10 protein-coding genes are annotated in these 12,769 nt (G+C 64.0%); 5 read left to right on the top strand and 5 right to left on the bottom strand.

The window, feature by feature from the left end; genetic code table 11:
* Window positions 1–5 precede the first annotated feature (5 nt).
* Window positions 6–812 (top strand): SDR family NAD(P)-dependent oxidoreductase, encoded by an 807-nt coding sequence (locus AB7290_RS13355; protein ID WP_028149683.1) that lies wholly within the window; start codon window positions 6–8, stop codon window positions 810–812.
* A gap of 18 nt (window positions 813–830) precedes the next feature.
* Here the strand turns inward: AB7290_RS13355 and AB7290_RS13360 are convergent, their stop codons facing one another.
* Genes AB7290_RS13360 through AB7290_RS13375 form a run of 4 tightly spaced genes read right to left on the bottom strand, consistent with a single transcriptional unit; the run spans window position 831 to window position 5,112 of the window.
* The gene (locus AB7290_RS13360; protein WP_071911872.1) at window positions 831–1,529 is read right to left on the bottom strand and encodes a molybdate ABC transporter substrate-binding protein; all 699 of its coding nucleotides are present in this window, start codon (window positions 1,527–1,529) and stop codon (window positions 831–833) included.
* Complete coding sequence (locus AB7290_RS13365) at window positions 1,526–3,652, bottom strand: xanthine dehydrogenase family protein molybdopterin-binding subunit (protein ID WP_085405926.1); 2,127 nt, start codon at window positions 3,650–3,652, stop codon at window positions 1,526–1,528. Before AB7290_RS13365 ends, AB7290_RS13360 begins: the two co-directional genes overlap by 4 nt.
* Window positions 3,653–3,654: 2 nt before the next feature.
* Window positions 3,655–4,125, bottom strand: coding sequence for a (2Fe-2S)-binding protein (locus AB7290_RS13370; protein WP_071911875.1), 471 nt, complete (start codon window positions 4,123–4,125; stop codon window positions 3,655–3,657).
* Between the two features lie 15 nt (window positions 4,126–4,140).
* Window positions 4,141–5,112 (bottom strand): Bug family tripartite tricarboxylate transporter substrate binding protein, encoded by a 972-nt coding sequence (locus tag AB7290_RS13375; RefSeq protein WP_245344292.1) that lies wholly within the window; start codon window positions 5,110–5,112, stop codon window positions 4,141–4,143.
* 236 nt (window positions 5,113–5,348) lie between these two features.
* Here AB7290_RS13375 and AB7290_RS13380 point away from each other — a divergent pair, with 236 nt between their 5' ends.
* From AB7290_RS13380 to AB7290_RS13395, 4 genes are all read left to right on the top strand, one after another.
* Window positions 5,349–7,439 carry a molybdopterin-dependent oxidoreductase gene (locus tag AB7290_RS13380; RefSeq protein ID WP_085405928.1) on the top strand — a complete coding sequence of 697 codons (2,091 nt, stop codon included), beginning with the start codon at window positions 5,349–5,351 and terminating at the stop codon, window positions 7,437–7,439.
* Window positions 7,440–7,568: 129 nt separating this feature from the next.
* Window positions 7,569–8,351 (top strand): enoyl-CoA hydratase/isomerase family protein, encoded by a 783-nt coding sequence (locus AB7290_RS13385; RefSeq protein ID WP_028149688.1) that lies wholly within the window; start codon window positions 7,569–7,571, stop codon window positions 8,349–8,351.
* Between the two features lie 437 nt (window positions 8,352–8,788).
* On the top strand, window positions 8,789–9,439 hold the full coding sequence (locus AB7290_RS13390; protein WP_161495947.1) for a DUF3102 domain-containing protein: 651 nt from the start codon (window positions 8,789–8,791) through the stop codon (window positions 9,437–9,439).
* 221 nt (window positions 9,440–9,660) lie between these two features.
* Complete coding sequence (locus AB7290_RS13395) at window positions 9,661–11,337, top strand: MobA/MobL family protein (protein WP_161495948.1); 1,677 nt, start codon at window positions 9,661–9,663, stop codon at window positions 11,335–11,337.
* 612 nt (window positions 11,338–11,949) lie between these two features.
* Here the strand turns inward: AB7290_RS13395 and AB7290_RS13400 are convergent.
* Window positions 11,950–12,324: a hypothetical protein gene (locus tag AB7290_RS13400; RefSeq protein WP_193375966.1), complete on the bottom strand. Its 375-nt coding sequence runs from the start codon at window positions 12,322–12,324 to the stop codon at window positions 11,950–11,952.
* Between the last annotated feature and the right edge of the window lie 445 nt (window positions 12,325–12,769).

A 12,769-nucleotide genomic window follows, 5' to 3' on the forward strand; every position in this document is an offset into this window, starting at 1 on the left:
CGTTCGTGACTGACTATCGCAAGCTCTTCGATCTCACCGGCAAGACCGCCGTGGTGCTCGGCGCCGCCTCGGGCATCGGCAAATCGTCGGCCGAGGCGCTGGCCGGGCTCGGCGCCCGCGTCGTTTGCGCAGATCGCGCGCTTGACGCCGCCGAGGCGACGGCAGCCGGAATTCGCGACAAGGGCGGCTGGGCGGAAGCAGCCAGCTGCGACGCCGCGAGCGCTACGGACGTCAATGCGCTCGCCAAGATCGTGATGCAGAAATTCTCGCGGCTCGACATCGCCGTGACGACGCCCGGGCTCAACATCCGCAAGACCATCCTCGACTACACCGAGGAGGATCTCGACCGCGTCCTCAACCTCAACGTCAAGGGCACCGTCTGGTTCTTCCAGGCCTTCGGCCGCATCATGGTCGAGCAGAAGGGCGGCAGCATCATCGCCTGCTCCTCGGTGCGCGCGGTGACCATCGAGCCGGGCCTTGGCGTCTACGGCTCGACCAAGGCGGCGATCGGCCTCCTGGTGAAGGGTTTTGCTTCAGAGGTCGGCCACGCTGGCGTCCGCGTCAACGCGATCGCGCCGAGCATTGCCGAGACCGCGCTGACCGGCCCGTTCAAGCAGCGGCCCGACATCTACAATCTCTACGCCGGCCACACCGTGTTCAACCGCTGGAGCAGCGCCGACGAGGTCGCGACGGCGGTCGCCTATCTTGCTTCGGATGCCGCGAGCTATGTCAGCGGCAGCACGCTGTTCGTCGACGGCGGCTGGACCGCGGTCGACGGGCCGCCGACCGGTCTTACCCAGCTGCATAAATAGGGCGGCTATCCGTAGTATCTAGCCGGCAAAGCCGACGCGCTGGCGCAGCTCCTTCCGGTCTGCGCCGATCAGCAGTGCGATCAGCGCGGCCGCCTCCTTCGGGTGTGCGGCCCGCGCCGTGACGCCGGCCGTGTACATCGTCACCAGTTCGCAGCCTGGCGGCAGTGACCCCGACAGCGCGATGCCGTCGGTCGCGATGATCTCGGTCGCCTGGGTGCATCCGATCGGCCGAGTTGCGGTGGATGCAGCAAGCTCGCGCATCGCGGTCGCGCCGTTCGGAAAGATCTTGAGACGCGATGCGACCTCATAGGCGATCCCAAGCTGATCCAGCACTTTTGCGGCATGCTGTCCCGCGGTCGAGGCTTTGGTGTCCGGAACGTAGACGGCATCCGCGGATCGCAGCACCTCGCGGAGATCGGCCTCAGTCTTCACCGTGACTTTCGGATCGCGGTTACGGACCGCCAGCGCAGTCTCGACCCGGCCGATATCTGCGATCGAGGAGGGGACGACGAGCTTCTCCGCGGCGAGCTTCGCAAGGAGCGCCTGCGTCAGGATCACGAGATCCGCCGGCGTGCTGGCGCGCAGCTTGTCGGCCATGAGACCAACCGCACCGAACTCGCCATCGATGCCGAATCCGGTCTGCGTCTTGAAGGGCTCGCTGAGGCCGCGCACCAGGCCTTGCGCCGCGCCGCCGCTCAAAATGGTCACTGTCGTCACGATGCAAGCTCCATGGCTGCAATGATCCTGTCGCGCGTGATCGGCAGGTCGCGCACGCGCACCCCGAGGCAGTCGAAGACCGCATTGGCGATCGCCGCCGTCACGGGACCGTGCGCGGCCTCGCCGGCGCCGACCGGCTCGATCTCCGGCCGCTGGATGATCTCGACATCCACCGCCGGCACCTCGCTGAAGGTCAGGATCGGATAGTCCGTCCAGGACGTTGATGTAATGTGCGTCCGGTCGAAGCGGACGCGTTCCTTCAGCACCCAGCTCGTGGCCTGGATCGCACCGCCCTCGATCTGGTTGATGACGCCGTCCGGATTGATGGTCTCGCCGACGTCGACCGCAAGCGTCAACCGCCGGACACGGATGTCGTCGGTGCCTTCTATCTCCGCGATCGCGGCGCAATAGGCGCCCGTGTTCTTGTAGCGGGCGAAGCCGACGCCGTGGCCGATGCCAGACTGTTTTTGCGGTTTCCACTGCGCGCGGCGTGCCGCGGCGCGAATGACGTCGCAGGCGCGCTCGTCGCGGAGATAACGCAGGCGGAATGTGATCGGGTCCTCGCCGCGCAGGACCGCGATCTCGTCGAGTATGGATTCGATCGCGAACACATTGCCTTGCCCGCCCAGGGTCCGCAGCGCCGACGTGCGCACCGGCATCGTCAGCAGCCGGTGGCTCGTGATGGTCCAGGCCGGGAGGTCGTAGAGTGGAACGGAGTTGCGGTCGCCGCCCCCGCCATTGGCGGCCGGTGGATTCGTCGAGATCATGCGCGGGTAGGGGTTCGCGATCTCGGTCGCCGCAAGCAGCGCCGGCTGCGCCGCGCGTCCCGGCCGGGCGGCGTGGCCGTTGCTCCAGATCGCATGGCGCCAGCCGACGATCTCGCTGTCTGCATCGAGGTCGGCCTCGATCTCGATGGCCATCGCTGCGCCAAACGGCGCATGAGACATCTCGTCATGGCGCGACCACTGCACCCGCACCGGGCGGCCGCCGGCGGCTTTCGCCAGCAACACGGCATCGAGCGCGACGTCGTCGGCCGCATTGTGCCCGTAGCAGCCGGCCCCCTCCATATGCTCGACGACGATGTTTTCGGCCGGCAGCTCGAGCACGATCGCAAGATCGGCGCGCAGCAGATAGACGCCCTGGCTGTGTGTCCAGACATGGATACGATCGCCGTCCCATCGCGCCATCGCACAGGACGGCGCGATCGAGGCATGTGCGATGTAGGGACGGGTGTATTGCCGGCGAAGGGTGCGCGCAGCTCTCTTCGTCGTTGCCGCTGCTCTGGCGTCGATGACGGTCGTTTCGACCGGCTGGCTCTTCAGGAAGCCCGCGAGATCGTCTTCGTCGGGCAACGGCTCGCCGGCCGACCAGGTTGCGCCCTTGCGCAAGGCTTTCAGTGCGGCTTCCGCCGCAGCCTCGCTATCGGCAAGCACACCGGCAAAGCCGCCGTCGCGGACGATCGCGACGAGGCCGGGAACGGCGCGCGCCGCCGTCTCGTCGAGCGCGATCAGCCTGGCACCCGAGATGTCAGGCCGCAGCACGCGGCCGTGTGCCAGGTCCGGCAGTGCGCGATCGTGAATGAAGCGCGGTCGCGCAAACACCTTGTCGGGAATGTCGACCCGCTGGACCGAATGTCCGGCGACACCACGTGTGGCAGCAGGCTTCGCCACGGCGCCCGCGGTGGCGTCGCGGTCGAGCGAGACGTCGCCAGCCAGCTCCCAATAGCTGGTCCTGACATTGCCGGGACCCGAGATTGTGCCGTCATCGACATCGAGCAGCGCCGCATCGACGCCGAGACGCTCCGATGCGGCTGCGAGGAAGCGATGGCGGACCTCGGCGCAGACCTGTCGCAGCGCGCGGCCGGATTGCTGGACCGAGAGGCTGCCCGAGGTGACGCCCTCGTTCGGGCTGGCCGCCGTCGAGGCGCGGATCAGCTCGATCCTGCCGATCTCGACGTCGAGCTCGTCCGCAGCGATCTGCGCCAGCGCCGTGACGATGCCCTGGCCGATCTCGACCTTGCCGGGCGAAATTGCGACACCGCCTTCGCCGCTGAACCGTACCCAGGACGACAGCTTTGGATTGGCCGCGAGGCTGACCGGCAGTTTCGGGACGGGGGACGGCATGCTCATGACGTCGCCGTCTCCGCTGCCGCGCGCAGCACGGCGCGGACCATGCGATTATGCGATCCGCAGCGGCACAGATTGCGATCGAGCGCGGCTCTGACCTCAGTCTCCGTCGGCGAGGGATTGCGCTTCAGCAGCGCCGCCGCGCTAATGAGGATCCCCGAGACGCAGTAGCCGCATTGCATCGCCTGCTCGGAGACGAAGGCGCGTTGCAGCGGATGCGGCTGCTCGGCCGTGCCGAGGCCTTCCACCGTGACGACGTCCTTGTCCGCCACCGACCACATCGGCATGTCGCAGGAGGCCATCGCGCGGCCATCGACCATGACGTGACAGGCCCCGCACTCACCGGCTCCGCAGCCGAAATGCGGACCGGTGACGCCGAGCCGGCTGCGCAGCACATCGAGCAGCGTCTGGTCGGGATCGGCCTCCACGGCCATCGCCGCGCCGTTGAGCTGAAATTGAATGGTCGGCATGATCGCTCCGCGACCTCAGGACTTGTCGAACTTCTTGACGACATCGGCCCATTTCTCGATATCGCCGCGAAGGAATTTTTCGAATTCCTCCGGCGTCATGGACATGGGTACGGCACCCTGCTCGGTCCAGAGCTTTACGATGTCCGGTCGCTTCACCATTGCGTTCACGGCGGCATTGAGCTTGTCGATGACAGGCTTCGGCGTACCGGCCGGGGCCATCAGACCAAGCCAGATCGTGGCCTCATAGCCCGCGACGCCGGCTTCGCCCGCGGTCGGTACGTTCGGCAGCACGGCCGAGCGCTCCTTGCCGGTGGTCGCGAGCGCACGGACCTGGTTCTCGCCGATATTCGGCGCCATCGCCGGCACGGCGTCGATCATCATCTGCACCTGTCCACCGATCACGCCGCTGCGCGCCTCGCCGCTGTTGCGGTAGGGCACGTGGACCACGTCGATGCCGGCCATCGCTTTGAACAGCTCGCCGGCCATGTGATAGGGCGTGCCCTGGCCGGAGGAGGCGTAGTTCAGCTTGCCCGGCTGCGATTTGGCGAGCGCGATGAACTCCTGCAGAGTCTTCGCCGGAACCTGCGGGTTCACCACGATGACGAGGTCGGAGTAGTTCACCGGCGCGATCGGCGCGAGGTCGCGCATCAGCTCGTATTTGCGCTTGTCCGGCGTCAGGAGCGATTCATTCGCGGTCTGGGTGTTGGACATCATCAAAAGCGTGTAGCCGTCGGCCGGCGACTTTGCCGCTTCGACGGTGCCGATGAGGCCGCCCGCGCCGGTGCGGTTCTCGACCACGAAGGGCTGGCCAAAGCTCTCCTGGAGCACGTTGCCGATCAGCCGTGCCGCGACGTCCGCCGGCCCGCCGGCGCCAAAGGGCACCACGATCCGGACCGCGTGGTTGGGGTAATCCTGTGCCAATGAGGGGGATGCCGAGAGTGCGGCGAACAGGCTTACGGCCAGCGCCAGCATAAAACGTCGGGCCATTATGCCCACCTCCCTGATGTCGTTCTTGTTGGCTGGCACTGTAGCGGCACGGAACGTGGACTGTCGACGCCTCACAAAGCTGGTCGAACAGGGAATATCGGGCGGTTTTCGGTGTGATCCCGCAGCATTTCGCAGGCGCGGCAGGAACCGCGGGCGCGCGCGATTTGAGCAATTCGCATGGGCATTGCCGGATAAATGCCCTCGGCTGGCTGCTATTTTGATGTTACGAAATGGACATGAACCAGCACGCCAAGATCGAAATCCGCCATTCGACCTGTCCGCACGACTGCCCTTCGGCCTGCGCGCTCGATATCGAGGTGGTCGAAGGCCGCAGCATTGGCCGCGTCCGAGGTTCGAAAAAGCAGACCTACACGGCTGGCGTCGTCTGCGCCAAGGTCGCCCGCTACGCCGAGCGCATCCATCACCCCGAGCGGCTGATGTATCCGATGCGCCGCACCGGGCCGAAGGGCTCCGGGCAGTTCGCGCGGATCTCCTGGGACGAGGCGCTGGACGAGATCGCGGATCGCTTCAACCAGGCCGAGCGCGAGTACGGCGCGGAATCGATCTGGCCTTATTACTACGCCGGCACGATGGGACTGGTGATGCGCGACGGCCTCAATCGCCTCACGCATGTGAAGAAATATTCGCGCTTCTATCAGACCATCTGCGCCAATGTCGGGCGCATCGGGTTCGCGATCGGCACCGGCAAGATTGCCGGCGTCGATCCGCGCGAGATGGCGCTCTCCGATCTCGTCGTGATCTGGGGCACCAACCCGGTCAACACGCAGGTCAACGTGATGACGCATGCTGCCCGTGCCCGCAAGGAGCGCGGCGCGAAGATCGCAGCGGTCGACATCTACGACAACGAGACCATGAAGCAGGCTGACATCAAGATCATCCTGCGGCCCGGCACCGATGGCGCCTTCGCGTGTGGCGTGATGCATGTCCTGTTCCGCGATGGCTACGCCGACCGCGCCTATATGGACAAGTACACGGACTGCCCCGATGAGCTCGAGGCGCATCTGAAGACGCGCACGCCGGAGTGGGCGTCCGCGATCTGCGGCGTGCCGGTATCCGAGATCGAGGCCTTTGCGAACCTGGTCGGCGAGACCAAGCGGACCTTCTTCCGGCTCGGTTACGGCTTTACCCGCTCGCGCAATGGCGCCGCGCAAATGCATGCAGCGCTCTGCGTTCCCGCGGTGACCGGCGCCTGGCAATATGAAGGCGGTGGCGCCTTTTTCAACAATTACGCGCTGTGGCACTTCAATGAATCCCTCATCGAGGGCCACGACGCGATCGATAAGACCACGCGGGCGCTCGACCAGTCGCAGGTCGGCCGCATCCTCACCGGCGACGCCGAAGCCTTGCTCGGCAAGGGGCCGATCAAGGCGATGCTGATCCAGAACACCAATCCGATGACGGTGGCACCGGAGCAGGCGCTGGTGCGTCAGGGGTTTGCGCGCGAGGATCTGTTCGTGGCGGTGCACGAGCAGTTCATGACCGAGACGGCCGAGATGGCCGACATCGTGCTGCCGGCGACCATGTTCATGGAGCATGACGATCTCTATTACGGCGGCGGCCACCAGCACATCTCGGTCGGGCCGAAGCTGATCGACCCGCCCGGCGAATGCCGCTCCAACCATCAGGTCATGCAGGCGCTGGCTCCGCGGCTTGGCGCGAAGCATCCGGGCTTCGAGATGACGCCGCGCGAATTGATCGACGCGACGCTGAAGCTCAGCGACCACGGCGACATCGCTGGTCTCGAAGCCGACATCTGGCGCGATTTGCAACCGGACTTCCGGACCTCGCATTATCTCGACGGCTTTGCCCATGCCGACAAGAAATTCCATTTTAAGGCCGATTGGGCGCATCCGCCGTTCGGCCAGACGATGGGCGATTTCGACAAGATGCCGTCGCTGCCGGACCATTGGGCGGTGATCGAGCATACCGATCAAGCCCATCCGTTCCGGCTCGCGACCAGTCCCTCGCGCAGCTTCCTCAACACCACCTTCAACGAGACGCCGTCCTCGCAGGCGCGCGAAGGCAGAGCGAGCGTGATGATCCATCCGCTGGATGCGGCCGCGCTCGACATCGCCGACGGCGACGCCGTGACGCTCGGCAACACCCGCGGCGAGACCACGCTGTTCGCAACGCTGTTCGGCGGCGTGCGGCGCGGCGTGCTGATCGCCGAATCCGTTCACCCGAACAAGAATCATATCGGCGGCCGCGGCATCAACGTGCTGACTGGAGCCGATACGATCGCGCCGATCGGGGGAGCTGCATTTCACGACAACAAGGTCTGGATCAGGAAAACGGTCTCGGCCTGAGCGCACGCTTCGCCCGCCCGCCAATTTGTGTCGAGGCGCTAAAGCAATGCCTCGCTACAGATTGCCCTTGCGCCTGCCGCCCGAGCTGCCGCAAATGGCTGCAAACGGGAGCAAGGAAGCGAGCGTACCATGACCGACACCACAGCAATCATCACCGAAAAGCGTGGGCAGGCGTTCTGGATCACCATCAACCGGCCGGAGAAGCGCAACGCGCTGAACGGCGAGGTCATCGCCGGCATCGCCAAAGGCTATCGCGACGCGCATGACGACAAGGACGTCCGCGTCATCGTGCTGACGGGGGCAGGCAACAAGGCGTTCTGCGCCGGCGCCGACTTGCAGAATTCCGGCGCGGCGTTCGCGATGGATCATTCCAAGCCGAATGTCGACTATGCCGATCTGCTGCGGCTGTCGCAGAACGCGACGAAGCCGGCGATTGCGCGGGTCGGCGGCGTCTGCATGGCCGGCGGCATGGGGCTTTTGTCCATGACCGACATGGCGATTGCGGCCGATCACGTCATCTTCGGCCTGCCGGAGGTGAAGGTCGGCGTATTCCCGATGCAAGTGCTTAGCCTGTTGCAGAGCATCGCGCCGCCGCGCCTCGTCAACGAATGGGCGCTCACCGGCGAGCCGTTCGACGCGAAAGCGGCGCAAGCTGCGGGCCTGCTCAACTATGTGGTGCCCACGGCCGAGCTCGATGCCAAGGTCGACTGGCTGATCGGCCGCATCGTCGACAAGTCCCCGACCGCGATCCGCCGCGGCAAATATGCCATGCGCGCCATCGCCTCGATGTCGTTCGACGAGAGCATCGCCTACACCGAAAGCCAGATCGCGTTACTCGCCATGACCGAGGACGCCAAGGAGGGCCTGAAGGCGTTCAGCGAGAAGCGGAAGCCGGTCTGGACGGGGAAGTAAATGCCTACGCTTCAGCTTCCGTCCGCGTAGCCTTGATCATTGCGCTGGTGACGACATCCAATCTGGACTCCATGCGAGCGATGCATGTTTCGGAAGGGGCATTTGCTCGTGCGAGCATGCGCTACGGAGCCGCCGGTGGGCACGGTTTGGGCGAGTTGCAGATGGCCAGGCGCGCGCCTTGGTGTTCTGCATATAAGAGCGGTATTGCTGATAATTTGCTCGTTTAACTTGGAGGTAGCGATGGTCATGACATATCGCAGCCGTTCGTACTGGACGTCACCATCACTGCCGAATGCGAAAATTTTTCGCATTCGGCGCTGTCGGTCCAGCAAGGCTGGTGCAAGATGCCATCATTAGATTGATATCATTGACAAATTTTGAAACTGCCCCATTTATTGATGCACGGTCTGCGAGAGAGATGGTTGGGAGTACTCATCGTGACGGACGCGGAGCAGTTCAACTACGATCAGATTGAGACGGCGAAGGCGGAGGAGCTGCGCCAGCTTGCTGACGTGATACGCTCAGGTGTGAAAGTGCTCACGAAGACGGCCGTGGAGATAGGCATGTCCCTGATCCTGGCGAAGGTTGGCCTCAGTCGTGGGTTGTTTTTGGATTGGTGCAGTCTGGAAGTGGGCTTCGAGCCGCGCACGGCTCAGCTCTACATGAATCTCGCAGCTCTGTTCGAGCACTACGGAGAGGATGTGTATCTCGTGCCGCTCAGCGCTGCGCTGAATCTTGCTGCTCCGTCGGTTGATGAGGCGGCCGTTGTCGAAATCCTGGCGCGGGCACGAGGCGGCGAACGGCTGACGGTCGAACTCGTCAAGGAATGCATCCGCCGCGCTAAGGCCAAGGCGGGCGAGCCGGCGCCCGTTGGCGCTGCAGAGATGTCCGCTTTGGTCGTGGCCATGCTCGACATCTCCAGGAAGACGGAACTGCGGAAGTTTCTCGGGGACAAGCCCGGGCCACACGATCGACACTTCATGAAATATCTTCGCGAGCGCCTCGCCGAAGACCTGCGTCAGAACAATGCTCGTATGCGCCTGCCGCCGCTGCCGCCGCTGCTGCCGCGCGGGCTGCCGGCTGCTTGAGGCTCGTATTTTCTCGCCCGATAAGCGCCGGCTGAAGACATGTCGGCTCGGCCGGACGTCTTCGGCCGCGCGATTTTGTGTGTGCGCTTTTCGGCGCGCCTGCCCCCGGGGTTTCCAAGGCCGCCGCGGAGATCCTCGCTTCTCTGAAGACGTTGGGCCTCGGTCCTTGCAGAAAGGGATGCTAGCAATCGTGACATGTCCTTTATACGTTAGAGATCATCGTGTCGTTCTGCTCTATCCACTTCGGCGTTGTTCAGCACACCAAGCGTTACACCGCTATCGCGCGTTTAGCCTACCAGACAAGCGCGCTTGCCACCGATCGCTTCCAGCGCGTCGACTATCGCTGCTATGCGGGTTTTCACGTCGGAGGGGGCGTGCTGCTGCCCGCAGGGGCGCCCGCGCAATTTGCACAGTGGGATAATTTTTACGCGATGGCGGCATTCAGAGAAACGAGCCGGAACGCGCAGGACGGGAGAATTCTCGATTTCGCCTTGCCGCGCGCGGTCCCCCGCGATCTGCTGCTGCCCTTGGCGGCCTTTGCGCTCATGCCCTTTGTCGGGCTCGGGATGGCGGTGCGGCTCGACGTCGAGTGCGTGCCCGCGAGCGACGGTGAACCGAACCCGCACGCTCACGCCTGGCTCGCGCAACGCAAATTGGAGCAGGACGGCTTCGGTCTCAAGGAGCGCAGCTGGAACACGCTGTTCCGGCGGGATGGCGGGAGATACGTGCGCGGCCTTGTCGCGGCGCAGATCACGCTTGGTTGCGCGATCCTCGACGTTGACGCTTTCGTGGACCCGCGCCGTAATGATGCAAGGGGAGCCGGCACGCCGGAGCAGCGCCTGCCGCGGAAGGCGTTTAACATCCACAACGCGGGGGGGCATGTCGAGGAGGTCGAACAGCTGAAGGCAAGCCGCCAGCTGAAGCGTGATCGCAAGGCACCCAAGCATGCTCCGCAGCCCGAGGTCGCGAGCACGACCGTGACGAACGCGGCCGTGGATCGTGTCGATGATGATGAGGCCGCCGGACTCAAGAAGCGATTCACGGATGCGGCGGAGGAGGCGGGCTATGAGCTGAAAAGCAACCTGGACGCAGCATCAGGCTTGCCGACGCTCTCGTTGAGCGGGACGTCTGTTGCCTTCGACGGTCGCGCGTTCCTGATCGCGCGAACGGGCGGCTCAGAAGATGCTGCGATCGTCGCGCGCTTCGTGCGCCAGCTTGACTGGCCGGCTCTGGTGGTCGAGGGAGGTCCGCGCCTTGCCGACCTGATGGCGATCGCGGCCGCCAACGAAGGTGTGTTCATGGTCAATCGAGCACCCTCTGCCGCCGCCCGGAATCTCATTTCGCGCGCTTTTTTTGACGAGCTGAAGGCCGCGATTGCGCACCATGATCCGCTCGGGCTCGCGGCAAAACTCCTTGCGGACTTTGAGGAGAACATGGCTTGCACGCACGTGGACGAGCCCGTCGATGAGGCGTTCGTGCAAGCAGCCAGCCAAGTCGATCTTCAATCGGTGGCAGACCGGGTGCCCCCGAACACTGTTCCGGCCCAGCCAGTCAAGGCCGCCGGGCCGGCTTCTGCGTTCGCACCCACGGTTACTACGTCCGGCAATGACGGTCGCGCTGTGGCTGCTGGCTCGGATGCGAGGCAGACCGCCGGTTCACCGTCCGAAGCAGTCGACGATCTGGAAAGTCTGCCGGACGGCGATTCCTGGAAGATCGCATCCGATCCGCCGCAGTTGGCGAAAACTGCTCGCTACCTGCAGGCCTACGCCAACCGGCAGCTGCAAGAGCTGGAGGAGGTTGACGAGATCATGCGCCGGATGCGCGATCGATCGTCCGAGCTTCGCGAGACCGCTCGGCCACCTCCAGGCGTTGGCTTCTCGCCGACCGAGAAATTATAGGGCCGATCTCATGTCGGCCTGTCCCCCCTATTGCGGCCGCCATTTGTTGGGCGGTCGGGAGATAAGTGTTCGTGCCGGAACACTGCATCCCTTTTTGCACGACGTGTGCGGCGGAATGGCAATTCGCAAACGATGCCGTTTTTCGAGCGGCAGAACACCCGCTACCGAAGGTGTCGTTTCTGTCATTCCGACTGGTGAGCAGGGTAAACATTTGCTATGTCTCCCGGGTCCGCCGGTGTTGTCGGTCGGGTGGTCGTCGCACTGACTGCCCCTCGGCCCCGCGAATTTCGCAGGTGACGGCGCTGCGGGGCCCCGCGAGAGGTATCGCATTATCGATCTTCTGCCGGATCGCCTACGAAAATTTGCCATCGTATAGAATCGCAAGGTTGCGTATTTTTCTTTGATCTGTTTGGTCGTCAAAGTTTCATCCGGCTGCAGCGCACTCTCGATCCGGGAGCAACAGCGTTTGAGAAGTTTGCGCCACCGGTCGTTACACTCGGGATACGCCCAAGCAGGCGCACCGAAGAGACGCGGGTTTGCGTCCACTAGTTTGTTCTGCCAATTCATCTTCGTGAAAGGTCCTATCGCCATTCGACCAAATTTCGACGGTCGTCATGTCTCCTGCCTGCCCTCGTCTGGCGCGCCCGGCGCCTTGTTGTCCGTCGCTTTATCGTCATCCTTCGGAACCGTCTTCATCAGACGCTTCTCGAAGGCAGCGAATTCTGCGCCCACATGCGCCTCGTTCTTCGCGGATGGAGCGGCTTCTGCCATGGCTCTGGCACAAGACATCGGGTCGCTCGTATCGTAGCCGAGAGAGTCTTCCGGAGTACCTCGTCGGATAACGGCTTTCCGCTGCTCGGCCGCCCAAGCCGCGATCTTGGCGACGAGACTCCACACAGATGCACGCCGGTCGTGACCGCGCATCTCGCCTTCGGCTTTCCACGCAGGTGTGCCGGCGACGGGATTGACGCCTTCGGAGACCCGCATCGTGTAGTTCGAGATGTCCTCGAGATCGCTTACATTTGCGATAAACGCGGTTGCAAGAACCCGCGCGCGGCGCGGCTCTCCGCCGGGCCAGATTTCGACAGTGACTCGCAGCACGTCAATTACCCCTGCTTTTGCCCTCTGAAAAGGGGCCCTTCTATTTGGTCGAGCCCGCATTCGCTTGCAGCAAGTACAGTGAAGCAGTCATCGCCATGATCGTACTGCTTGCACTCCAAGACTCGGATCATTCCGTTTATTATTGCAATGTGCACGTCCGTATCTTCCAACCCTCTTGGCATCAGCATAGGGTGGCCGTCAGCGTGCTCGGTGCACAGGGTTGTGACTGCGCTACCATTGCTGTGGGGCCGACCAGGGGCCCCGCAGAATTCGCAAATGCAGGCCGATGCGGCATATGCACGTTGGAGAATGTTGCGAATTGTTACCTTGC

It is taken from the genome of Bradyrhizobium sp. 613_E4_N2_2 (assembly GCF_052075995.1).
In the GTDB taxonomy this organism is placed as follows: Bacteria; Pseudomonadota; Alphaproteobacteria; order Rhizobiales; family Xanthobacteraceae; genus Bradyrhizobium; species Bradyrhizobium barranii.

Coding starts and splice junctions, on each gene's coding strand:
- AB7290_RS13365 (WP_085405926.1), bottom strand. CDS start 3,652: ATGCCGTCCCCCGTCCCGAAACTGCCGGTCAGCCTCGCGGCCAATCCA.
- AB7290_RS13370 (WP_071911875.1), bottom strand. CDS start 4,125: ATGCCGACCATTCAATTTCAGCTCAACGGCGCGGCGATGGCCGTGGAG.
- AB7290_RS13375 (WP_245344292.1), bottom strand. CDS start 5,112: ATGGCCCGACGTTTTATGCTGGCGCTGGCCGTAAGCCTGTTCGCCGCA.
- AB7290_RS13380 (WP_085405928.1), top strand. CDS start 5,349: ATGAACCAGCACGCCAAGATCGAAATCCGCCATTCGACCTGTCCGCAC.
- AB7290_RS13385 (WP_028149688.1), top strand. CDS start 7,569: ATGACCGACACCACAGCAATCATCACCGAAAAGCGTGGGCAGGCGTTC.
- AB7290_RS13400 (WP_193375966.1), bottom strand. CDS start 12,324: ATGCGGGTCTCCGAAGGCGTCAATCCCGTCGCCGGCACACCTGCGTGG.